At 61.8% G+C, this 21,323-nt stretch carries 25 protein-coding genes; 6 read left to right on the top strand and 19 right to left on the bottom strand.

Going from position 1 to position 21,323, the window contains the following annotated elements; genetic code table 11:
• Positions 1-58 precede the first annotated feature (58 nt).
• The 6 genes from OKW41_RS10485 (at position 59) to OKW41_RS10460 (ending at position 4,556) form a co-directional block, all read left to right on the top strand.
• Positions 59-1,516, top strand: a complete 1,458-nt coding sequence (locus tag OKW41_RS10485) for an N-6 DNA methylase (RefSeq protein WP_429572422.1) — start codon at positions 59-61, stop codon at positions 1,514-1,516.
• Positions 1,513-2,958 carry a restriction endonuclease subunit S gene (locus tag OKW41_RS10480; protein ID WP_429572421.1) on the top strand — a complete coding sequence of 482 codons (1,446 nt, stop codon included), beginning with the start codon at positions 1,513-1,515 and terminating at the stop codon, positions 2,956-2,958. Before OKW41_RS10485 ends, OKW41_RS10480 begins: the two co-directional genes overlap by 4 nt.
• 236 nt (positions 2,959-3,194) lie before the next feature.
• Complete coding sequence (locus OKW41_RS10475) at positions 3,195-3,638, top strand: hypothetical protein (RefSeq protein WP_429572420.1); 444 nt, start codon at positions 3,195-3,197, stop codon at positions 3,636-3,638.
• Positions 3,639-3,724: 86 nt separating this feature from the next.
• Positions 3,725-3,925, top strand: coding sequence for a superinfection immunity protein (locus OKW41_RS10470; RefSeq protein WP_429572419.1), 201 nt, complete (start codon positions 3,725-3,727; stop codon positions 3,923-3,925).
• Entirely contained in the window at positions 3,922-4,146 is a 225-nt protein-coding gene (locus tag OKW41_RS10465; protein ID WP_429572418.1) for a hypothetical protein, read from the top strand. The genes OKW41_RS10470 and OKW41_RS10465 overlap by 4 nt, the downstream gene beginning before the upstream one ends.
• Positions 4,143-4,556, top strand: a complete 414-nt coding sequence (locus tag OKW41_RS10460; RefSeq protein WP_429572417.1) for an antirestriction protein — start codon at positions 4,143-4,145, stop codon at positions 4,554-4,556. Before OKW41_RS10465 ends, OKW41_RS10460 begins: the two co-directional genes overlap by 4 nt.
• Before the next feature lie 357 nt (positions 4,557-4,913).
• Here OKW41_RS10460 and OKW41_RS10455 read toward each other — a convergent pair whose 3' ends face one another.
• The 19 genes from OKW41_RS10455 to OKW41_RS10365 form a co-directional block, all read right to left on the bottom strand.
• Positions 4,914-5,087 (bottom strand): hypothetical protein, encoded by a 174-nt coding sequence (locus tag OKW41_RS10455; RefSeq protein ID WP_429572416.1) that lies wholly within the window; start codon positions 5,085-5,087, stop codon positions 4,914-4,916.
• A 189-nt stretch (positions 5,088-5,276) separates the two neighbouring features.
• Positions 5,277-5,705, bottom strand: a complete 429-nt coding sequence (locus OKW41_RS10450; RefSeq protein WP_429572415.1) for a phage tail assembly chaperone — start codon at positions 5,703-5,705, stop codon at positions 5,277-5,279.
• A gap of 16 nt (positions 5,706-5,721) precedes the next feature.
• Positions 5,722-6,636 carry a hypothetical protein gene (locus OKW41_RS10445; protein WP_429572414.1) on the bottom strand — a complete coding sequence of 305 codons (915 nt, stop codon included), beginning with the start codon at positions 6,634-6,636 and terminating at the stop codon, positions 5,722-5,724.
• Between the two features lie 53 nt (positions 6,637-6,689).
• Complete coding sequence (locus OKW41_RS10440) at positions 6,690-10,013, bottom strand: host specificity protein J (RefSeq protein WP_429572413.1); 3,324 nt, start codon at positions 10,011-10,013, stop codon at positions 6,690-6,692.
• Positions 10,013-10,573 (bottom strand): tail assembly protein, encoded by a 561-nt coding sequence (locus tag OKW41_RS10435; RefSeq protein WP_429572412.1) that lies wholly within the window; start codon positions 10,571-10,573, stop codon positions 10,013-10,015. Before OKW41_RS10435 ends, OKW41_RS10440 begins: the two co-directional genes overlap by 1 nt.
• Complete coding sequence (locus OKW41_RS10430) at positions 10,570-11,334, bottom strand: C40 family peptidase (protein WP_429572411.1); 765 nt, start codon at positions 11,332-11,334, stop codon at positions 10,570-10,572. Before OKW41_RS10430 ends, OKW41_RS10435 begins: the two co-directional genes overlap by 4 nt.
• A gap of 11 nt (positions 11,335-11,345) precedes the next feature.
• Positions 11,346-12,044, bottom strand: a complete 699-nt coding sequence (locus OKW41_RS10425; RefSeq protein ID WP_429572410.1) for a phage minor tail protein L — start codon at positions 12,042-12,044, stop codon at positions 11,346-11,348.
• On the bottom strand, positions 12,041-12,448 hold the full coding sequence (locus tag OKW41_RS10420; protein ID WP_429572409.1) for a phage tail protein: 408 nt from the start codon (positions 12,446-12,448) through the stop codon (positions 12,041-12,043). Before OKW41_RS10420 ends, OKW41_RS10425 begins: the two co-directional genes overlap by 4 nt.
• Entirely contained in the window at positions 12,445-14,547 is a 2,103-nt protein-coding gene (locus tag OKW41_RS10415) for a hypothetical protein (RefSeq protein WP_429572408.1), read from the bottom strand. Before OKW41_RS10415 ends, OKW41_RS10420 begins: the two co-directional genes overlap by 4 nt.
• A gap of 3 nt (positions 14,548-14,550) precedes the next feature.
• Entirely contained in the window at positions 14,551-14,736 is a 186-nt protein-coding gene (locus OKW41_RS10410) for a hypothetical protein (RefSeq protein ID WP_429572407.1), read from the bottom strand.
• 8 nt (positions 14,737-14,744) lie between these two features.
• A complete protein-coding gene (locus OKW41_RS10405; protein ID WP_429572406.1) occupies positions 14,745-15,077 on the bottom strand; it encodes a hypothetical protein in 333 nt (110 codons plus the stop codon).
• 10 nt (positions 15,078-15,087) lie between these two features.
• Positions 15,088-16,281: a phage tail tube protein gene (locus OKW41_RS10400; RefSeq protein ID WP_429572405.1), complete on the bottom strand. Its 1,194-nt coding sequence runs from the start codon at positions 16,279-16,281 to the stop codon at positions 15,088-15,090.
• Positions 16,278-16,640 (bottom strand): tail completion protein gp17, encoded by a 363-nt coding sequence (gene gp17 / locus OKW41_RS10395; protein ID WP_429572404.1) that lies wholly within the window; start codon positions 16,638-16,640, stop codon positions 16,278-16,280. The genes OKW41_RS10400 and gp17 overlap by 4 nt, the downstream gene beginning before the upstream one ends.
• The gene (locus OKW41_RS10390; protein WP_429572403.1) at positions 16,637-17,140 is read right to left on the bottom strand and encodes an HK97-gp10 family putative phage morphogenesis protein; all 504 of its coding nucleotides are present in this window, start codon (positions 17,138-17,140) and stop codon (positions 16,637-16,639) included. The genes gp17 and OKW41_RS10390 overlap by 4 nt, the downstream gene beginning before the upstream one ends.
• Entirely contained in the window at positions 17,137-17,481 is a 345-nt protein-coding gene (locus tag OKW41_RS10385) for a phage head closure protein (protein ID WP_429572402.1), read from the bottom strand. The genes OKW41_RS10390 and OKW41_RS10385 overlap by 4 nt, the downstream gene beginning before the upstream one ends.
• Before the next feature lie 11 nt (positions 17,482-17,492).
• Positions 17,493-18,047: a head-tail connector protein gene (locus tag OKW41_RS10380; RefSeq protein ID WP_429572401.1), complete on the bottom strand. Its 555-nt coding sequence runs from the start codon at positions 18,045-18,047 to the stop codon at positions 17,493-17,495.
• Between the two features lie 13 nt (positions 18,048-18,060).
• Positions 18,061-19,257, bottom strand: coding sequence for a phage major capsid protein (locus OKW41_RS10375; protein ID WP_429572400.1), 1,197 nt, complete (start codon positions 19,255-19,257; stop codon positions 18,061-18,063).
• Positions 19,258-19,268: 11 nt separating this feature from the next.
• On the bottom strand, positions 19,269-19,976 hold the full coding sequence (locus tag OKW41_RS10370; protein ID WP_429572399.1) for an HK97 family phage prohead protease: 708 nt from the start codon (positions 19,974-19,976) through the stop codon (positions 19,269-19,271).
• Between the two features lie 4 nt (positions 19,977-19,980).
• Positions 19,981-21,315: a phage portal protein gene (locus OKW41_RS10365; protein ID WP_429572398.1), complete on the bottom strand. Its 1,335-nt coding sequence runs from the start codon at positions 21,313-21,315 to the stop codon at positions 19,981-19,983.
• Positions 21,316-21,323: the final 8 nt, after the last annotated feature.

Below are 21,323 nucleotides of genomic sequence, written 5' to 3'. Positions count from 1 at the left end.
TCGCTCCGCGTCTACGCAGATCGGCGATCCCGCCCAAACGCCTCATAAGTAGGGCCTCATGACTAACAACGATATCGTCCAGAAGCTATGGAACCTGTGTGATGTGCTTCGTGACGATGGCATCACGTACACCAACTACGTAACCGAACTGGTCCTGCTGCTGTTCGTCAAGATGGAACATGAGAACACGCAGAACGGCCTGCTCAGCAAGCACAAATTGCCCGAAGGTGCGCGCTGGCCTGACTTGACCGGCAAGAGCGGGTTGACTCTTCTGAACCACTACCGCGCGATGCTGCTGTCGCTAAGCCAAAGCACCGACAAGTTGATCGCGGCCATCTACGCCGATGCACAGACGAGCCTGAAGGAACCGCGTCACCTGGAGCAACTGATCAAGAGCCTCGATGCCATCGATTGGTTCTCGGCGAAGCGCGACGGGCTTGGCGATCTGTACGAAGGCCTGCTGCAGAAGAACGCAAATGAGACCAAGTCGGGCGCAGGCCAATACTTCACCCCGCGCCCCCTCATTGACAGCATCATCCACATCATCAAGCCGCAAGCGGGCGAAACGATTCAAGACCCAGCGGCAGGCACCGCTGGCTTCTTGATCGCGGCTGATTCCTATATCAGGGCACAGACGGACGACCTTTATGACCTGAACGAAAAGCAGCGAACGTTCCAGCGCAACAAGGCGTTTGTCGGCATGGAACTGGTGTCGAGCACCCGGCGACTTGCGTTGATGAACTGCATGCTGCACGGGATGGAGGGCGATGATGAGGGCGTCGTCCATATCGGCAATACGCTCGGTAATGCAGGAGCCGCCCTGCCGAAGTCGGACGTCATTCTCAGCAATCCTCCGTTCGGTACAGCAAAAGGCGGTGGTGGCCCGACGCGTGATGACCTTACGTATGAGACGAGCAACAAGCAGCTCGCGTTCTTGCAGCATATCGTGCGGCATCTAAAGGACGGTGGGCGCGCGGCAGTGGTAGTCCCTGATAACGTGCTGTTTGAATCGGGTGTCGGTGCTGACATTCGCCGCGACCTGATGAACAAGTGCAATCTGCACACGATCCTGCGTCTGCCGACAGGCATCTTCTACGCGCAAGGCGTGAAGACCAATGTGCTCTTCTTCAACAAGGTAAGCCAGTCTGCAACCGATAGCACGAAAAAGGTCTGGGTGTATGACCTACGAGCGAACGCGCCGAGTTTTGGTAAGCGCACTCCGCTCACGCGTGAGTACTTCGCAGAGTTTGAAAGCGCCTTTGGTAAGGCGTCAGATGGCAGCAGCAAGCGAATCGACCAAGGTGAGGACGGGAGACTGCGCGCCTTCAGTCGAAAGTGGATCGGTGAACGCGGCGATAGCCTCGATATTAGTTGGCTCCGGGATGAGAATGCCGAACACTCAGACGATTTGCCCCAACCCGCTGTACTGGCGAGAGAGGCGATGGACGAGTTAAACGGTGCGCTAGCTGAATTGGAAGCCATCTTGGCCGAGCTAAGCGACGAGGCTACCGAATGAAAGACTGGACGACAGCAACGCTATCAGATGTGTGCACATTGATCACTGACGGCACCCATCATTCACCCACCAATACCGCGACGGGTGCCTTCAAATACGTGACTGCGAAGAACATTCGCCCCTGGGGGTTGGACGTCGACAACATCACTTACGTTGATGAAGAGACGCATCGCGGTATATATGCGCGCTGCCCAGTTGAGTATGGGGATGTACTTTATATCAAGGATGGTGTGACAACAGGGATCGCGGCTCTAAACACGTTGCGAGAGCCTTTCTCCATGCTATCCAGCGTTGCGCTCTTAAAGCCCAATGCCGATCTGCTGCACGCCGCCTATCTAAAACACTGGCTCAACAGCCCCATTGCGTTCCGGTCCATGACTGCTGGAATGACTGGCACCGCGATAAAACGGCTTGTACTGAAGCAGATTCGCGTATCTGAGCTTCCGGTGGCGCCCTTCGCAGAACAGAAGCGCATCGCCGACAAGCTCGACACCGTGCTTGCGCGCGTGGATGCGTGCCGCGAACGGCTTGAACGTGTGCCGACGATTCTGAGGGACTTCCGGCGGTCTGTCCTCGCCGCTGCCACTTCGGGACGATTGACAGAGGATTGGCGAGCCCAAGGTGCCACGTTCGGGCATGATGCGTCACGTGAACTGCAGCTCTGGCAATCGCAAAGAGCCAAAACGGAAAAGAAACCCCTCGCTGCTCCGGATACCACCCACTGGAACCAAGAAATTCCCGCAGGCTGGGCCGTCGTGAGCGTTCATCAATTCGCGGAATGCCTCGATCGATTGCGCGTTCCGATCAAGCGAGAGAACCGCCAAAGCGCTAAGGGGCTGTATCCCTATTACGGCGCCAACGGAGAAGTGAGTCGGATCGATGAGTACATCTTCGACGATGAACTGGTTCTCGTCACTGAAGATGAAACATTTTATGGTCGTGAGAAGCCAATTGCGTACCGAGCCAGTGGCAAGTGCTGGGTAAACAATCACGCACATGTCCTACGCGCGTCGAGCCCTGCGGCTAATGACTATCTCTGCTACGCGCTGATGTACTACGATGTTATCCCGTGGCTGAGTGGGACCACTGGGCGAGCAAAACTCACGCAGCAAGCGCTGAACTCTCTCCCAATCGCAGTTCCCCCGGCGGTTGAGTTGGTTGAGATTACCCGCCGCATCGCTACCCTGTTCGCCCTCGCCGATCGCTTGGAAGCCCGTCTCGCGAAAGCCAAGACTACGGTGGGTTGTTTAACGCCAGCCCTGCTCGCCAAAGCCTTCCGTGGCGAACTTGTTCCGCAGGACCCGAACGACGAGCCAGCCGTGGAACTGTTGAAGCGGCTGGAGAAGCAACGGTCGGACGAAGGCAAGGCGACGAAGGGCATGCGCGCAAAGCGCGCCGTATCCGTTGCACTGGGCGAAGTAGAACCGACTTCCGTTGAGTAGCGATCCCGCCCGGACACGGCAAGGCCGATATAGCACGCAGCACGAACGACTTGAACGAACCCGCCGCCGGCGGGTTTTTTTTCGTCTGAACCAAGCCGATATGCCCGTCTTATCGGTTTCCCGTTCCCACTCGGGGAAATCAAGTAGGCCGGTGGGAAGATCCCGCTCAGAATGAAGTCTCTGGTGCTGCTGACCAGAGCGAAACGAAACTTCCTGAACTTAACATAGGAATCCAGATGAAAACGCAAGTACAACTTCTCGCCTTGATTGCCAACGAATCGACGTCTCTCGCTGACGCGTGGCAAGCGATCCAAGATCTACAAACGCGGTTTGTCGAGCGTGTCGCGCGGATCGCGATCGAGCAGCGCACGAGCGTCGCGGTCCTGATGGACGAAGCGACGAAGCAAGCGAAACAACCGAAGCCGACGACCGAAGCGAAGCAGCCGGTCGAGCCGAAACAGATCGTGATCGATACAGACGCGACGCTGATCTCGACCGAACACGCTGCGCATCTGATGGGCATCTCGAAAAAGAGCATGTCGAACTACGGTTCGCCGTCGACTCGTGCTGCGTACAACTTCCCGGTTGAGCCGCAGAGAGTCGGCGGCCGTGTGATGTGGGATCGCGCTGCGATCGAAGCGCTGGTCGCGGAACGCGCCGCTACTCAAAACAACGCGTAATTCCATGGGCGGGCTGGCCCTGCCAGCCGCCTGTTTCATACGCTGAAGGAACTTTGATCTGGTAACGAAAGTAAGGGAATCGAATCATGTACACACCGAACATCATGACGCTTGTCGTCATCGCGCTTTACCTGCTACCCGCGATCGTCGCGACGTGTCGCAAGCATCACAACACGACCGCGATCTCGGTCCTCAACGTCCTGCTCGGCTGGACCGTACTCGGCTGGGTCGGCTCGCTTGTCTGGGCCAGCACCAATCCCGCCTGCAACACTCGGGAGCGGACATGAGCAAGATCGAACTGAGCCGCGACGCGCGTCGCATGCTTCACGCACTCAAGGTCATGTGCGATCCCGGCGGGAACGACGCGTATCTCGATCTCGCCGAATCGCTCGCTGAAATCTACGGCGCACGATCGCGCGCTGCTGTCGATGAACTGGAACGCGCTGGCCTGATCACGCGACACGAGACCTATGTCACGGTCAATCGCAACACCCCGAAGGAAAAATGACGAAGATCACACGTAACGAAGTCACGACGACCGCGCGTCTCGCGTTCCTGCCGAAGTTCTTCGGAGCGCGTCTGATGATGCGCGCCGAAGCGATGGTCTATGACCAAGCCGGGATGCTGTCGGCCGACTATCACGGCGGGCTCTGGACGTTCTACACGCTATCGAACGGCGGCTTTTATCTGGCGCCCCAGACGGACAAGCGCTTCACGGTGTACGTCCCGGGTAACGACTACGAAGGCGAGGTCAGCGCGGACGCGTTCGGCGTGATCGTCACGCTGTTCGTGCTGGGCTCGCTCGTCTGGATCGAGGACGAAGCGCTACGCGAGAAGTTCAGCGATCACTATCACCAGCTGCGCGACTACGCGAAGGACCACGACGAAGCGGGCGCGATCTTTCGCGCGATCGACTGAGAACAGAAACGCGCCACTACGAGCGCGAGTCCCGCACAATTGCAAAAGCCCGCTTCGGCGGGCTTTGTCGTTTCTGGACGTCGCCGGCGCGCGACGCTAGAATCAATCCCGTTCGCTTGTTCCCCTCGGTCGAGCGAATACGTTGTCAGATCGGCCCGCCGCCCGGCGGGCTTTTTTTTCGTCTGGATCTCGCGCGACGGCCGCGCCGCGAAGTCTCGGACACGTCGCCGGCTCGCCGGAATCGCCGCCGTGACGTCCGCGCCGGCCGGCCGCTATGCTCGTAGCGGCTCGATCGCGCGGGCGCGTTCTGGCGCGTTCTGGTCAGTCCGGCGCCGGATACGCGTCCGATCGCCGTATCTAGCGCTCGCTGGCCTGCGGTCCGTCGAGTTCGCGCAGTTCGATCGTGCCTGGCACGTCGCGACTCTCGATCAGACGTTCGTCGCCTGATTCGAGGATCAGGTCGTCGGACTCATCGTGATCAACGATGACCCGGATCGGGTTGTCGCAATCGTTGTAGATACTGATCCGCATTGTTCTGCTCCCTTACCAATGGTCGCGACGACGAAGTGAGATCGCTATCCGCGCCCTCGATGTCGCGCACGTCGTCGTGGTCGCCGGTCACGATAACGAACGTGCAGCCGCAGAGCGCGGCCGCGATAAGCAACGCGCCGACGATCACGATCGCAGCGACGACAACGATCTTTAGCAGGACGAGGATTTTCATCCCTTCGGTCGCTTCGGCCAGACCGCGCTAAACGGGAAGTCCGGTTGCTGCGGCCAGTCGCGCAACGCTTGCCGATAGACCTTCCACTCGTCGACGCTTTTCGTAAAGCCCTCGGGCGCGTCGGCTGGGATCGCGACTTTATGGTCGGTATTCGCGAGCGCTTCGTTGCGCAGGCTACGGATGAAGCGCGCGCGCAGTCGCGCATCGTTCGCGCGGAAATGCTTATGCACGTCCTCGTCTGCGGGCTGCGGAATTTCGTTGTTACGCCAGACCGCGATGTACGGGTCGCCGCATTGCAGTCCTGTTTCCTTGTCGATCGGATGCGCGGTGAGAAAGTCGTACGGGTTGCGCAACGCCGGGAGCATATCGAGGATGGCGAACGCCATGAGGTCGTGCGTATAGCCCTGCAAATCAAAATCCATCATGGCGTGATATCTCCGTTTAGGCATTGCGCAACCACACGACGCGCGGATAAATCCGGTTGATGTCGGTTGACGTTGTAATGCGCACGCCTTCCATGACCCAAGGGTTGCTAGCGTCAACGGTAGGGGTCCCGCCCATCGCGGAACCAAGTTCAGAAATGCCGGAATTCCATTGAACCTGTGCGCCGTTCGGTGCCTTGCTGTTCGCGAGATTTATAAGAGCATTGTGCATGTCGGACAGCCAGCCGCCATACCACGGCATATACAGATTGCCATCGACGCCCAGCACGCAGCCCTGAGTTCCGGGTCTGAAAGTACCACCGTCGTCCAGTGTTGCGATGACGGCGTTATAGCCATTGTTGACCCACTCCATCTGCGCCACGCCGGTACTGTTATATCGCATGTACATCGCCCAGTTATTCGGCGGAGCAGAAAGGCAGAGTTCAGCTGCATTGGCGATCGTAACGCGGGCATTTGACCAGAGACCACCCGCGCTGATGGTCAGCCTGTTGCGGAGAACAGCCGAACCATCATCGCCCACCTGAAAATTCCATGCGTTCAGCGCTGCGTTCACGAAGCCCATGCCTGAGCCCGCCTGTCCGGCGTTGCCGTATGGGCCCACATAGCCGTACCACGCCTGAGCCCCGTTCTTGAACATGACGGTGGAATCCTGCAACTGCAACGCGCCGGTCATCGTGTCGCCGGTCTTCAGTACACACTTGCCAGCCTCGGCCGCGATCTGCGTGCGGAGGTCTCCGAGGAAGTCATCGAGCGGGCCAATGTTCACCCACGCATCATTTGCGTTGGTGCGGCGCTTCAGGCGGTTCGCGCTCGTGTCGCCCCACATCATGCCGGGGTACAACTCGGTCGGCTCGGTCGGCCCGCAGTTGTCTCCGATCATCGCGAGAATGACCGCGTTCAACTGCGTGCGCATGTCGAGACCCGAGGGATGCGCGGGGACCTGATAGCTCGGGACCTGTGCCATGATCAGTTCACTCCTTTCTGTCGTTGCGGCGTAATGGCCGCGCGCGTCGCGAGTACCGCGTCGATATCGCCTCGAAGCAGATCCGCGTAACCGATGTCCTTCAGCACCGCGTGCTCGTAGCCGTAGCCGCGCGCGATCCAGTCGCAAGTCTTCGTAATGCCAGTGCCGGACGAGTCCTGGAACTGGATGCGGAAGCCCGTCGCGCCCTGCTGGTCGATCAGCCACTTGTCGCCCGTCGCGAGCCCTTGCGCGATGATGCTGATCGCGGGCGCGTCCTTGAACGGCACTTCGAAACCGATCACTGTCCCGCCGATTGCGACCGGTACGTTATTGCGGCTCTCCATCCGGTCGGGTACGTCGACCGTGGCGCCGAGTTGCGTGATGCCGATACCGCAGGTGGTATCGGGCACGTTCACGACCAGTCCGAACTTCACCGCGCGGAACGTAAGATCTGCTGCCACGAGTCGCGACCACGGCGACCAGTCATCGGCCGCGGCAGTGGCGGGTTCAACGTTCGTCATGCTCGCCATCACGAGCGCGCCGCCTTCGTCGATCTTCGTGCCGTCCACGTCTGCGCGCGCATCCCAATCCGGCCACGTGTCAACGTCATCGAACAGGTCATAGCGCGAGCCCTCGCAGTACGCAGTACAGCGCACGGTGTACACCCTGCCCATGTCGACGGTGCGATCGAACGCATACTTGCCCTGAGCCGACAACGCATAACGATCTTCGCCCTGCTCAAGGTAGAGCACGTCATAACGCACGACCATGAATTCCTTCTGCCCGGTGAAGTCCGGGTGCTGCGGCAGATCAGCGACGAGGTTGAAATCGCGAAGCGGCCCGGTCGTGCTGATGATGTACGCGGGGTTCAGCGAGTACGCACCCGACGAGTTGACGAACTTGAGCAGATAGGTGCCCTTCATCAACGGCACGAACCCGTTACTCTGGGCGCCTGCGAAGCGGGCGATCTCGTTGGTTTCCTCCCACGTAACGGTAGTAGTCGTACGCGAGGAAAAACGCACCACGAGCTGACCGCCGACGATCACATCGAGGTCGGTAGCCGGCTCCCACGTGAGGTTGCCCGCGTCGTTATAGATGTCGAGTTGCGCGTTCTGCACATCGCCCGGTGGCTGGTTGAGCGCGCGTAGCTCGACGGTGATCGTTGCGGGCGCGCTGCGATAACCCAGCGAGTTGATCGCCCACACGGTAAAGATCCACATGCCCTCGCGCGTAGGCTGGACGTCGATGCTACTCATGAACGAGTCGACATAGACGGGCGAGTCCTGTTCGAACTGCCACGCGACCGCGTAGCGTACGGCGCCGAGCGGCGCGAGCCATGAGAACGTCGCGCGCGCGCCGACGACCACCGGACTGACCTGATACTTCGACTCCATGATTGCTAGCTCGGTCGGCGGTCCGATCGAGAACGGATCAATAATGCCGGTCGGGATCGGTTCGAGCTTGAGACCATTCTCGATTGCGCCGAACTTGTCGGGCCGGTACGCGACCCCCTGAACCTCGACGTTTCCATCCTCGTCCTCGTTCACGCCGATGCAGCGCCATTGCTCGTTGACCGCGTTGCTCGCCGAGATCGACCAGACACCCATGCGCTCGGGCTCCATACGCAAGTTTTCCGCGAGCACAATGTCGTCGGTCGTGACGTTGCCCGGCGTGACCAGACCGACGCGCTGCAGTGTCCCGTCCGGTAGCAGGACGCCCACGGTATAGGACGCGTTCATGCTGAACGTCACCGGCGCGTCGAGCTTCAGGCGATCGACCGTCGCCGCGAGCAGACGCCCGCCTGTGCGATAGCCCGCGCGCGTCTCGTCAGCCGTGAGGAACACGTCGCCGGGGCGCGCGAAGGCGGCATTGATACCGGTCTTGAAGGCGACCGTCTCGGAAAGCATCTGCTCGGTCAGCAGCAGCCAGCGGCCGACGCGATGCGCCTGGCCGCGCGATGTACAGCCGAGCGCGACGACCGCGGCCTCGCGTATGCCCCACTGTTCGATTGCGTCGCGATCCTCGACGTACTCGATCTCCTGCTGGCAGCGGTTCGCGCGATTGGTCCACGTCACGAGCGCGACCGTATGGCGCTGGTTCAGCGGCGTCCCGGTGTAGATGAACGACCCGTCGATCACGTTCGCGGCCGTGTAGGTCATAACCGGATCCGCGGGCATGTCGGCCGAGACGGTCAGCATCCCGCCGGCCCAGAAGATCATGCCGTTGAAGATCGCCGCGATCTGCTGGAGCAGCGTGATCGCATCCTCGCGGGTCTGGAAATAGACGCTGCACGTATAGCGCGGCTCCCAGCCGCCGAAGCCATCGGGCACGAGTCCATCGCAGTACTGGCTGATCGCGTACAGCGTCCACTTGTCGATCATCTGGTCCGTGATATAGCCGCCGAGACCGAAGCGCACGGTCGTCGCGAGGTCGAACAGAATCCAGGCGGGATTGTCGGTCCAGGCGATCTGGAATGTTCCGTCCCAGTTCCCGCTATAGGTGCGCGCGATCGGATCGTAGTTCGCCGGGATACGGACGCGGCGAAGTTTCATATCGAAGGAGAGCTTCGGGATCTGACGGAACGTGCTCGCGTCGATCTGTACGCCGACGATCGCCGAGTACGGGTACATCAGGTTTGAGTCGACGATCTCGGTCATCGTCTCCCACTGGAACGCGTTCACGAGATACGCGGTCGTCGCGTCTGGTGTGAGACGTCGCACGCGGATATCGTACGTGCCACCGGTCGCGCCGAAGCGCGCGAGACTGATGCGATAGCTGCGCTGGTAGCGGCTCGATGTCTTGCCGACGACTGTGTCGACGTACATCTGCTGGAAGCCGCCGCCGTCCTTCTGGACGTCGATCGCCAGCTGCACCGTAACGCCAGTCACGTCGCCGCTTTTCGTATCGGTGTCCGACAGCGCGGGAAAGCCGATCGTCACGCGCACCGCGTTGAGGTTCGGATTCGTCACGCTGCGGATAACAGGCGCTGCTGTCGTCACGGCCACGCCGACGGTCGTCTCGCTCTCGGTGGCCGAGAAGCCTGTGATCGGCGCCTGCGTCGCGCTGCCTGTACGCCACTCGATACCGGCCCCGACAAAATTCCATGTACCGTCCGCGTTCGCGAGCGGCGTGTCGTCGACATAGATCCCCTGCGGCCCGCCGACGATCTCCTCGACTTCGCCCTCACAGATCAGATTGATGACGCGCGCGTACTGCGTCGAGCGCAGCGAGTCCGGCGCTTCGACGGGCGAACTCGCGCTGCCGCCGCCGCCCTTGCCGCCACCGCCGCCGGCACCCGCTACGGGAACGAGATCGCGATGTCCCATCAGGTCACCAGAATCTCGTTATTGGTCGAGAAACCGACGCTCACGATCGCCGAGCCGACCAGCAGCCGGCCGTATCCGAGCGGCACAGGTCCACCCTGGCCCATCGTGTTGACCGCGCCATCGAACGCGAGACTCGGCTGGTTCTCCGCTTTCTCGGGGGTCGCCGTCGCGGCGGGGCGCGGCGCGAGTAGTTGCGCGATACCGGACAGCGCGAGCGATACGCCGAGGCTGATCATCGCGGCCCCGACCACAGGCACGAATACGCCGACCACCGCGATCGCTATGCCCGCGAGGATCTTGCCGTACGAGCCCGCGCCGCGCACGAGCGGAACGACCTTGAGCACACCGCGCACGAGCGGATAGTGCAGATCGTTCTCGTCGTAGTCCTGGTGCTGGCCGCGCACGAGAAACGATCGCGTGGCGTACTCGCGGAAATAGTCGCGCAGCCCGGGAAGCTGGATCATCAGCGCGTGCAACGCTTCGCGCGGCGAACGAACCTCGAGCGACCACTCGCGACCGAAGAGGCGGCGCAGATCGCCGTAAAACCTTACCGTGATCATGACGGGTCTCCCGTATCGAGCAGCGCGCGATGACGTAGCACGGCGGTCGTGCGGCGCTGGTAGAACTCCTGCAATACCTCGCGGCGCGATAGCTGGTCGATCAGGTGATGCAGGATCACGTTCGCGCCCACGTAGACCGCCATGTGATTGTCGCGACGCGCGCGGATACGCATGAGCAGGAGATCGTGCTCGCGCAGTTCGCCGATCGCTACCGCGTCGAGCGGCCCTTGATGGACGACGACGAAGCCCTCGCGCGCGAAGTTCTCGCGGTACAGATCAGGACCGTCCTCGTCGTCCCACCAGCCGAAGCGCCGCGGATAGTCGTTCAGTGCGATGTCCAGTTCCTGCGCGTACCAGTCGCGCACGATCCCGTAGCAGTCATGCACGCCATGAACGAACGCGCGCCCGACGAAGGGCGCGATATACGGCTCGGGCTCGTTGATCGTGAAAGAGCCTACAGGGTGATTGACGATGATCCACGGCAGGCCGGTGTGCGCCATCGACTCGCGATCCGCGTCGCTCGGCGTGGGCGGTGTGAAAACGTGCGAGTGCGCGTACGCGACGATCTCGCCCGTATCTTCGGCGTGGGCGTGATCGACGGGATCGATCATGAACTGGTCGACGTCATGCGCGAGGTTGCGACAGGGCATGTACTGCAGTACGCCGTCCTGCTTGCGCACGACCAGTCCGCAGCACTCGCGCGGCGCCTGCGCGTCGGCGTGTAGCTGGATCATCGGGAGTACGGAACTGAAGTCTTCCATCCTGTATCTCCTCACCTGTAAGCGGACGCGCCGGGGAACGCACCGAACGGGAGCCAGCCGTTCTGACCGAAGCGGCACTTGCACGAAGCGAGCCGCTTGCCGCACACGTCCTGACCCGGGTCACTGGTCGGGGTGTCGTTCCCGTCCGCGACAGGACCGCCGGCATAGCCGCAGCCGTCGCCGCGATACTGCCAGGGGCACGAGTTGCGGATGATCTGCCGGCGGGGTAGCAGCTGGCCCTGCGTATCGAACGCGACGGCCAGTTCGAACTCGACCGTTTGCGGGTCCTCGTGGGTCTTCTGGTTGATGAAGAACAGATCGTCGGGGAAGTACGCGTCGGGATCTGCGTCGGGATTGACGCCATCCGGGAAGTTGACCGCGTCGAGGTAGCGCAGCAACGTACGCCGCCGCGCGACGCGCGCGCCCACGAGATCGCCGTACAGACGGCACAACGCGCTGATGATGCCGGTGAGATTGGAGACCGCGAAGCGCGGACGCGGAAGCGGTCCCGTTCCCTTCATCTCGAAGCCCGTCGCCGAGACGGGATAGCGCTGGTAGGTCACGCCCTGCCAGACGACATCGCCGCCTGTCCATGTCGTGCCCGGGTGAAAGTAGATGTTCGGCTCCTTGAAGCGCGACAGGTCGAGCACGAACATCATGATCTCCGCGCCGGGATCAAGGGACTGCGATACGCCCTGGATTGTGCTCATACGTGGACCTGCTGGAATTTGGCGCTGACGTTCATCGCGCGCGCGCCGTCGAGCAGCATGTCGCCATAGTTCCACGACCACGAAGGGCAGATGACGTCGAGCACGGTCGACGTGCGCGGCGGCGTCCAGTTGAACACGTCGACGCCGTTACGCGCCGAGAGAAAGTCGAGTACGTCCGCGGCCTTCGTCTCGGTGAGGTTGTTTAGCTGCACGCTCCAGATCTGGTCCTGCGTGTTGATACCGGCCGGCCGGCGCTGCGTGTAGCCGTCGCCTAGCTGCGAGACGCGTACGCGCGGCTCAAGCTCGCACGATGCAGTCGTTACGCACCAGTCGAAGATCAGGCCGGTGGCGCGCGGCGTGAGCGACGCGAGTCTGTGCATCCAGACATCAAAGGTCGTGGTCATGATGCGAGCAGTCCTCCGGTCCGTTTCTCGGTGGCGATAACCTGTCGCACGATCATCGCGATACGCTTCGCCAGTTCGACCGCCTTCGAGCCGTCAGCGTCCGCGCCCGTCTCGCCCGTCTGCGTGTTCACGTTGATCACGATCGACGTCGAGCCGTCGCTCGTTCCTGTCGTGATGCGCCCGGGTACGTTGGGCACGAAGTACTCGCCACGTAGCGGCGTCTCGTTGATCGAGTAGTACTGTCCCGGCGAGACGGGGCCGCCCGCCATCCGGTTCCCGCCGAAGGCGTTCATGATCGCGGCGAGGAATCCGCCGGCGCTGCCGCTCGTCGCGCCTGCGCTGATCCCCCCAACAAGCGGCTCAAACACGTTTTTGTAGACCAGCATCTTCGCGATGTCCTTCAGCATCGACGAGACCATCTCGCTAAAGCTCTGCGCGGTCTTGTCGGTCGCGAACATGAATTCGACCAGCGCGTCGGACGACTGCTTGCCGAAGCCCTCGATCGCCTGTTTCAGATCGTCGAGTGTCGTCCTGCCTTTCTTTCCCGCGTCGACCATCTTGTCGGCCGCTTGCTGCTGGAGCTTGGCGAACTCGGCGGCCGTGATCATTCCTTCGTTCTGCGCAGCGATCAGCTTTTCGATCGTGCGTATGTACTCGCGCGTCGGATCGATCGAGTCCAGTTCCGAACTGGCGAAGTCCTGCAACGACTTGACGGTCGCGTCCAGTTCCTTCTGTGCGTCATCGGCCGCCTTCGCGAGATCGTCCTGTGCCTTTTTCTGCGCCTCCTGTGCGGCGGCCAGCGCGAGCGACTGCTCCTTGATCGCGATAAGTTGCTGCTGCTGCTGTTTCGTGAACGTCAGAAACTTGGGATCGGTCAGCAGCATCTGCATGTCGTCGCCGTTCGCGGTCGTGCGGCGAAGTTCTTCCTGCAACGCCTTGAGCATCTGGGCGTACTCGTCGACGGCCTGCTTGACTTTCTTTCCCGCCTTCGCGTTCGCGTCGAGCGCGGCCGTGAATTTCACGACTGGCTTGTCGTCCCAGCTTGCGGACGCGTTGCCGAAGTCGATCGGATTGTTCGCCATGTCGCGCTGCAGTTTTTTCGCGTCGCCCATCTTCGTGACGAGCGCATCCATGTCAGCGTTCGACCTGTCCATCGCCGCGCGCGTGGTATCGAGCGCGGCCTTGAACTCGCCAGCGAAGAACTGTTTGGCCGCCGCGCCATAGCCCTGCAACTCGCGCCACGCGATACTGATCTCGCCGGCCAGCTGCGTGAGATCGATGATCAGGTCGCTGATGATCGTTCCGGCGCCGGTCAGCATGTCGTTCCACGTCGAGGTTCCCTGCTGCGCGCTGAAGATCGACGAGACCAGCGTATCGAGCGCGGGCGTTAGCTGCCGCGCGATCACGGCGAACGCGCCTTCGGAGACTTTCTGCAAACGGGTAAGGTTGTCGTTCAGACTCTCCATCGCCGCGGCGGTCTGCGTCGATACGATCAGCCCGAGCTTTTCCGCTTCCTCGCGCGCGGCCTGCAATCCCTCCTTGCCGCCGTTCATAAGCGGGATGAGCGCCTGACCCTGCTTGCCAAAAAGCTGCGTCATCACCGCTGCCTTCTCGGCACCATCCGCGAAGCCCGATATGGCCTGTGCAATTTCTTCGAACGCCGCGCCCGGGTCCATGCTGCGTAGCTGCTGCGCGTTCAGATCCAGCGCCTTGAACGCGGCCGCGCTAGCCGACATCGGATCGCGCGATTCGAGCAGCGCCTTGTTCAGCCCCTTGAAGCCAACGGTCAGATCGTCAGTCGAGACGCCCGCGAACTCTGCCGCGTAGTTCAGCGCGGACAGTTCTTCTGTCGTCGTGCCGATACGCGCCGCGAGCTTGCCGAGTTCGTCGGCCTGATCGATTGCTGACTTGATCCCTTCCGCGAAGCCCCTCGCGAATTCCATCGCGTACCCGGCGCCCTGCATCACGGCGATGCTCTTGGCCGAATTCGAGATGGACTTGAGCGACGAGATGATCGTATCGTTCGCTTTCTGCATGTCTCGCCGCAGATGCGCGACATCGGCGGCGAGATCGAAGATCAGCGTCCCGGCTGAAGCCATGATCTATTTCCCCCACGCTGCGATTTCATCCTCGACGCCCAGCGTCACGACGTTCTCGCTGGCCGGATCCGAACCGAAGCCGAACAGCAGAGTGGCCCACGTGAATAGCTCGTGCGAGTCCATGCGCGTTTCCACTTCCCCGGCCGTCATATGCAGGTGCGCAGCGACCGCATAGACGAGGCGCGTCACCGGGTCAGTCAGGCTTTTTTTGCGTCATCGGGACGATGGCCGCACAGCAGCACCGCCTGATCGACGAGCGCACGCAGATCCGGCAGCGCGTGTGCCGGCAGACCCGCAATCGCCGCGACCGTGAAGCGCTCGCCGTTCGGACCGCGCGCCATCTCGCATAGCAGTTCGTAGCCGAAGTCTTCGGGATGCTCGTTGTTTAGGTGGGTCGAGATCTCGCGGAAGCGCTTGACGTTCATCGCGCGCAGCGTGACCGCGCCGAAGGAATCGGACTCGACGACCGTTTCCTTCGGCTGCACAACAAAGATCTTTTCGCGGGCGGGCGATACAAGGCGATCGTTCATGTCGGGTCTCCTATGCAACGTCCACGGTGCCAGCCGGCACGGCCGCGCCCGGTACACCGGCCAGAGTCGGCGTAACGGTCACGGGATAGCTTCCGGCCGCCGCGTAGTTATGCGTCGCGCTCAGCGCGCTCACGCGCTCGACAGTCGTGTCATCGCCCCAATCGACATCAAAGTAGTCGGCGGTCCCGTTCGACTCCGTGAGCGAGACCGTGACGTCGAGCGGCGCGGCACCGGAAAGCGGCGCGACGCTCGCGCCCAGCGAATACGGCGGCGCCTCGATCGTGACCGCGTTCTGTGCCTTGAAGGGCGCGGTCGGTTGTCCCGCGACCGTCGCGATTACGCTGGGCATGTACGAGCCCGCCGTCAGGTACTGGTGCGGCACGATCTTGGTCGTGACCTGTTCGGCGGGCGACCCGTCCTTCCAGTTGATCGAGAAGCCCGTCGCGACGCCGCCGGCTTCGTTGAGCGTGAGCGTCACGTCGAGCGGAGCCTGTCCTGTCGTCGGCGACAGTACGGGGATCAGCACGTAATTCGCGGTCGCTTGCCCCGGCGGCATGGTCAGCACGTCCGGCCCTGTGATCTTCATCGTGCCCGCGCCCTGTACGGCTTGATCAACGCCGCCGGATTCATTGACGGACTGCACGATCACCGGCAGCGTACGCACCGCCTTGTTCTGATACACGACTTCGAACATGCGCGTTTTGCCGTCCTTCTGTGCGGCGCGCAGTTCCTGATAGTCGGGATCGGTCGGATCGATAAAGAAGTCGAACGTCAGCGTGCCCGGATCGCTGAAGCCCACGAGCGACGTTTTCGCGTTATCGCACAAGGTCGTCGTATCGATCGACGCCGCGGCGTTCTCGTTGATCTGGTAGGACTTCGCGCAGACATCGACGTATGCGTGCAGCAGCCACGCAGCATTCGCGCCGATCGGATCGGTCTCGCCCGAAGTATCGCTTTGCGCGAGCGTCGCGGTCTTGGCCGTGTAGTCGATGTTCTGCACGACCCACGACTTCAGATCGAGACTCGTCCAGCCCGTGCCGATCAGAAAGATCGACGCGCCGTTACGCAACTTCGACACGTCATCCAGCTGGATCACGCTGGGCTCGGACTTCGATGCGCCAATGACGAGACCCGTCCCATCGGCCGGCGCGTTGAGGTTTTCAAGATACATGCGCGTCTGGGCCGCGCTGATCGCTTTCTTCACGGTTGCACCTCGTCGGGTTCGTGATACCAGGTGGATAGAACGATACTCACGCGATGGATGCGCGTGTCCTGCTCATACATGTCCTGTCGGCCTTCGAGCAGCGGATCGCCGTCACAGGCATTGACCAGCGCGCACACACGCTTCCAGATCGCGAGCGCGTCCTGATGACTGCGCGCGTACGAGTCGATCCGGTAGTTCATGCGCGCGAGATCGACGCTGCCCGCCATGACGTTGTTCTCGGTGCCGTCGATCAGCGCATAGACGAGATAGGGCTCGGGCGTGCCTTGCGGCGCGAGCGCCTGGAATACGCGCTCGGGTAGCGCCTGATCGAGCAGCGCGAACAGTTGCTGTTCGGTCACGTTATGCTCCCCATACCCGGGCTGTACTTGACGCCGTGTTCCTTGCACCACTTCGCCATGCGCTTGTTCATCGTGTTGTTGAAGCGCTTGACCGCCTCGCTTCCCATCGAATCGGCGGCCGGTCTGAGGAACGGTTTCGCGGACATCTTCGACGTACCGAACTCGAGGAACCGGCCATAGAACGCATCGTCGCCATAGGGCTTCGGGACGCCGGACTTCACGGTCTTTCCCTTGACCTTGCCTTTCTTGATCATCACGTTCACGCGCGCGGCGAGCCCGGTTTTCTTCGAGCGTCCCCGCACCATCGCTTCTTCGAGCGTGTACGTGTAGCGCGCCGAGCGGCCGAAGTTGCGCAGCACGTTCTCGCGCGCCTGTTTCATGATCGGCATCGCGGCACCCATCAGCGCGCCGTAAAGCATCTGCCTCGATACCGCGTCAGGCAGAGTCTTCAGGAACTGTTCCATCTCGCGCAGCCCGTTGGCTTCGATGTTCACGTTCACGGCTGTCCTCCTTCGGTGATCACGCCGGTCGAACACATGAGATGCAGTTCACGCGTCAGCCCCTTGACCGGCATCGCGACGTCGATGCTGTAGATCGTCCCGTCGCCGGCGACAACACGCGCCGTCGCGTCGACATCGGAACGCCAGCGGATGCGGATACGTGTCGTGATGCCCGCGCGAAACTCGCTCGATGCCATGTACTCGCGACCGCTGATCGCCTCGATCGCCGCCCATACGCGGGCGATCTCGGCCCACTGATCGACGATCACTTCGCCCGCATCGTTCTGGATGCGTAGCGGTCTCTGGATCGAGACGCGGTAGCGGAGTTTGCCGGCCTGCATCGTTTCGCTCCCTAGAGTCCGAACGTGATACGGAACGGATCGAGCAGCGCGACAGTGCGCGGATTGCGCTGCATCGCCGTGGCCGACGACTGCGCCTCGCGGTTCTCGTATGCGTCGGCCGTCAGTTCCAGCATCGCGAGCACGAGATTCGCCGGGACCGTACCGCTCGCATAGCCGGCCGTATAGCTCGCATAGAACGCCTCTGCGGCCGGTAGCGGTTTGTTCGTGACGAGCGTCGCGTTCATCTCGCCGTTGACGATGCGCGCGCCGTACTCGTCGATATCGAGCACCGTCTCGGTGTCGTCGTTGACGACCTTCAGCGATTCGAGATCGAACGCGGGAAAGTCCGCCAGCACGAAGCCCCGACCATCCGCGAACAGGTGGCGCGTCACTGTCTCGCTACCGGGCACGGCGCGGATCGTGCGGCCGGTGTACTGCTCGGCCGTTTCGCGTCCGGCGGGGATGTAGACCTGTTCGATCAGTTCATCCTCGTCGGTCGTGTCGATCCGGCAGTGCGCCTTGGCGAGCGCGAGCGTGACGGGTTCGGGATAGTCGGGTGTGCTCATGGCTTTCGCTCCCTTACTTCTTCGGCGCGGCCGCTGCGGCCTTCGCAGCCGCTGCACCGCCGGCGGCGACGAGCGGACCGTACTGCCAGGCACCGGGCGCGTACAACGAAGTCGTGAGCCGTTCCTCGACGAGGATCGTGACCATGTTGCGGCGGAAGTTGTCGGCGTCCTCGCGTGAGACTTCGACCGAGACCTGCTGACGATCCCAGATCATTGCCTGACTACCGTCGCCGCAAAGGAAGTTTCCTTCGGGGATCGAGTTCGTCTCGACGATGCCGAGGTTCCACAGACGCGGCGGTACAGGCGCGAACGGGTTCCCGCCCAGATACTCGCCGGTCGTGCTCTTGAGCAGTTGCATCGCAGCCCAATCCATCGGGTGCATCATGAGCACCGTGGTCGTGTAGTACGCGCCCTCGACCTCGGCCATCGCGAGACGAATGTTGTCCATGCCGTTCAGCGTTGGGTCGGTCGGCGCGAACGCGTTGCAGATCGTCGTGATCCCTGTCAGGTGTCCGGCCGCGCCGTCGCCCTTGAGGATCTCGTTGTCCTCCTTGCGACGCAGGCCGTACGTCATGCGCATGTTCAGATACGACTGCAGCTGCGCTTCGTCGTCCAGCACCTGACGCGACGCGAGGATCCAGTGCGCGATCGTCACGACCGGCGCCTGTACCAGTTCGAACTGGAAGTCGCTCTGTCCCTTCAGCGCGCCCTCGGGCGTCTGATAGTCGGGGTTCTGCTGCGCCGACCTCTCGCGCACGTACTCGACGAGATTCGAGGTCGTCTGACCGACAGGGATCGAGTCACGCACCCAGACCTTGTTCATGCCGGGGGCGATGATGCCAGGCTTGCGATCGGGCGCGACCGGGACCAGATTCGCTCCGGTATCGCCGACGATCGGGCCGACCGCCTTCAGTTGATCGCCTTCAAGGGTGATGCGCGCGCTGCGCGCGTTGCTGTTTCCCTTGAGTGCCTTGAACTGTTCCGACTTGACGAATACTTCGCCGATCGTTTCGGCCTTCGTGTCGCGCCGTCCCTGTTCGGACAGGCCGGCCAGTTTCTGGCCGAGGTCGATCAGGTTCACGTCCTGTCCCTTGACCCTGTCGGCGAGCTTCGCCAGTTCTTCGCGGATCTCTGCGGCGGTCTTGGTCTGCGCGTCCTTGATCTCGCCGAAGGTCTCGTCGAGGGCGCGCTTGATTTCAGTCATGTCCATTTTTCAGGCTCCTATGCGGTCTTGAATGAGCGGATCATCGTTGCAATGGCAACGGCCTGTTCCTGCTCGCTCTTTGCTGCGTCGGTCGCTGTCGTCTCTTCCTGCGTCACGCAGGGATTTATCGCGCGCGCCCTTGCGATAAATGCTTTGGCTTCGACGCGGCTCATGCCTGCATCACGCAGGAATGCTTCCACGTCTGCGAGGGACTTCATTTCATCGGGATCAAAGTCCGATTTGAGCGAGCCGAGATTCGCTCGCGCGGACTTGTTCGCCGGACTGATAACCATCGAGATCTCCAGCAGATCGACGCGCGAGAGCGTGCGGATCTTGCCGTCCATGTCTGCGCCACCGGGTTGCACGCGATAGCCGATCGATACGCCGTCGAGCGCGCCGGCCTTCATGTGCTGATAGGTGTCATTGGCCATCGTCGCCCCGGGCGTGAGACGTCCGGTGAACTTGAGGCCGATGTCGTCCTCCTTGAGGTTCGACGCCTTGCCGATCAGGTTGTCCATCCAGTGGTTGAACAGCATCGGGACCTGATCGCGCTTGGCGATCGTTTCCTCGAAGGCGCCGGGCAGCATCATGTCGCCGTAGCTGTCGATGTTGTTGAACACCGATGCGTAGCCCTCGAAGCTACCTTTCGCGGTGCTATCGAACTTGAACTCGACTGTCGACAGAACGCAGCCGTGGTCGGTGTCTCCGGTGAGTTTGCGTGACATGGCGTTACTCCTTGATCGGTGCGTTCGGAACCTTGGCGGCCTGCTGGGTGCCGTTCGCGCTCGCGACTTTCGGCAGGTCCTGAAGGGGCGTGAGATTTAGCTGTACGGTCAGATCGTCGGCGCCGTCGCGCGCGTCGAGGTTTTCCTTGGAGCGCACCTCGTTGCGGGACATCAGTCCGTTCTGGACCATCGTCGAGTAATACGCGGCACGTCCCGCGCTATCTGCGCGCAGCAGGCTTTCGAGATTGAACTCGACATAGATGCGCGGCCGCTCGCTCGGCTTGACGACCCAGCGATTGAGCGACGCCTCGATCCGCTTGACGTAGGGATACAGCGTGAACGTGAGATATCCCTGACCCATCGTTTCGATGCCGGTCCCGTAGGTCGTCTGTTTCTCGTGGCTATTGACCATGAACGAAGGGACGCGGAACACGCGACAGATATCGTCGACGCTGAACTGCATCTGTTCCAGCATCTGCGCGTCGGCGGGCGTGATCGTCAGCTGCTGGTACTGCATACCCGCCTCGAGCACGAACAGCCGGGAGCCTGCATCGCCGCCGGCTTCAAGGTCCGCGAAGTTGCTGCGCACGGCGGTGCGCTGCTCGGGCTTCAGGACGTGATCGATCATCAGCACGCCCGCGGGCTTGCCGCCCTTCATGTTGAATCGCGTGGCGTTCTCGTTGAGTGCCATCGCGTTCGCCACCGAGCGGCGCGCGTAGCCGAGCGGCGATAGTCCCTTCAGACCGTTGCCCATCAATCGCGACTGGACGATCTGCTCGGGCCGGTAAGGGATCTTCTCGCCGCCGTACGCGTATTCATAGCCGTACGAACCATCCTTGTTCTCCTTGATCATCATCTGCTGCGACGCCTTCGGCATGAGCGCGATACAGTCGCCCTTCCCGTCGCGGATGATGCGGCTATAGCAGTTGCCGTCGATCGCGAGATTCATCCCCCATGACTCCAGCAGTTCGACGTTCGTCATGCGATCGTTCGGCGCGATGTTCAGCACGTAGCCGAGCGGATGGTCCTGTACAACGTTGCGACCGCTCGCGGTCTTTTCGTAGATGTTGATCGACAGCGCCCCGAGCGTTTCAGTGATCAGACGGATGCAGGCCCAGACCGTCGAGACCTGTAGCGCGGCCTGATCGTTCACGGACACAAACGGCGTACCGGAAGGCGAGTTCATCTGCACGCCTGGAATGTCGGCATTGCCACCCCAGAACCAGCCGCCGAACCATGTCAGCGCCTGATTGAATGCGCGCGCGACGCCCCAGCCATTGGGATTGGTCAGGCTCACTTCTATCTGGCGTTGTGGCGTGTTGTTGCGGATATCAGCCATAGCGGGTC

Source organism: Paraburkholderia sp. UCT70 (assembly GCF_050434085.1).
In the GTDB taxonomy this organism is placed as follows: Bacteria; Pseudomonadota; Gammaproteobacteria; order Burkholderiales; family Burkholderiaceae; genus Paraburkholderia; species Paraburkholderia tuberum.
Note: the sequence above shows the minus strand (reverse complement) of the source record. Positions and strands in the feature narration are given on the sequence as shown.

Bases quoted from the DNA above. Each gene is read 5' to 3' on its own strand.
- OKW41_RS10485 (WP_429572422.1), top strand. From the start codon at position 59: ATGACTAACAACGATATCGTCCAGAAGCTATGGAACCTGTGTGATGTG.
- OKW41_RS10480 (WP_429572421.1), top strand. From the start codon at position 1,513: ATGAAAGACTGGACGACAGCAACGCTATCAGATGTGTGCACATTGATC.
- OKW41_RS10475 (WP_429572420.1), top strand. From the start codon at position 3,195: ATGAAAACGCAAGTACAACTTCTCGCCTTGATTGCCAACGAATCGACG.
- OKW41_RS10470 (WP_429572419.1), top strand. From the start codon at position 3,725: ATGTACACACCGAACATCATGACGCTTGTCGTCATCGCGCTTTACCTG.
- OKW41_RS10465 (WP_429572418.1), top strand. From the start codon at position 3,922: ATGAGCAAGATCGAACTGAGCCGCGACGCGCGTCGCATGCTTCACGCA.
- OKW41_RS10460 (WP_429572417.1), top strand. From the start codon at position 4,143: ATGACGAAGATCACACGTAACGAAGTCACGACGACCGCGCGTCTCGCG.
- OKW41_RS10455 (WP_429572416.1), bottom strand. From the start codon at position 5,087: ATGCGGATCAGTATCTACAACGATTGCGACAACCCGATCCGGGTCATC.
- OKW41_RS10450 (WP_429572415.1), bottom strand. From the start codon at position 5,705: ATGATGGATTTTGATTTGCAGGGCTATACGCACGACCTCATGGCGTTC.
- OKW41_RS10445 (WP_429572414.1), bottom strand. From the start codon at position 6,636: ATGCGCACGCAGTTGAACGCGGTCATTCTCGCGATGATCGGAGACAAC.
- OKW41_RS10440 (WP_429572413.1), bottom strand. From the start codon at position 10,013: ATGGGACATCGCGATCTCGTTCCCGTAGCGGGTGCCGGCGGCGGTGGC.
- OKW41_RS10435 (WP_429572412.1), bottom strand. From the start codon at position 10,573: ATGATCACGGTAAGGTTTTACGGCGATCTGCGCCGCCTCTTCGGTCGC.
- OKW41_RS10430 (WP_429572411.1), bottom strand. From the start codon at position 11,334: ATGGAAGACTTCAGTTCCGTACTCCCGATGATCCAGCTACACGCCGAC.
- OKW41_RS10425 (WP_429572410.1), bottom strand. From the start codon at position 12,044: ATGAGCACAATCCAGGGCGTATCGCAGTCCCTTGATCCCGGCGCGGAG.
- OKW41_RS10420 (WP_429572409.1), bottom strand. From the start codon at position 12,448: ATGACCACGACCTTTGATGTCTGGATGCACAGACTCGCGTCGCTCACG.
- OKW41_RS10415 (WP_429572408.1), bottom strand. From the start codon at position 14,547: ATGGCTTCAGCCGGGACGCTGATCTTCGATCTCGCCGCCGATGTCGCG.
- OKW41_RS10405 (WP_429572406.1), bottom strand. From the start codon at position 15,077: ATGAACGATCGCCTTGTATCGCCCGCCCGCGAAAAGATCTTTGTTGTG.
- OKW41_RS10385 (WP_429572402.1), bottom strand. From the start codon at position 17,481: ATGCAGGCCGGCAAACTCCGCTACCGCGTCTCGATCCAGAGACCGCTA.
- OKW41_RS10380 (WP_429572401.1), bottom strand. From the start codon at position 18,047: ATGAGCACACCCGACTATCCCGAACCCGTCACGCTCGCGCTCGCCAAG.
- OKW41_RS10375 (WP_429572400.1), bottom strand. From the start codon at position 19,257: ATGGACATGACTGAAATCAAGCGCGCCCTCGACGAGACCTTCGGCGAG.
- OKW41_RS10370 (WP_429572399.1), bottom strand. From the start codon at position 19,976: ATGTCACGCAAACTCACCGGAGACACCGACCACGGCTGCGTTCTGTCG.
- OKW41_RS10365 (WP_429572398.1), bottom strand. From the start codon at position 21,315: ATGGCTGATATCCGCAACAACACGCCACAACGCCAGATAGAAGTGAGC.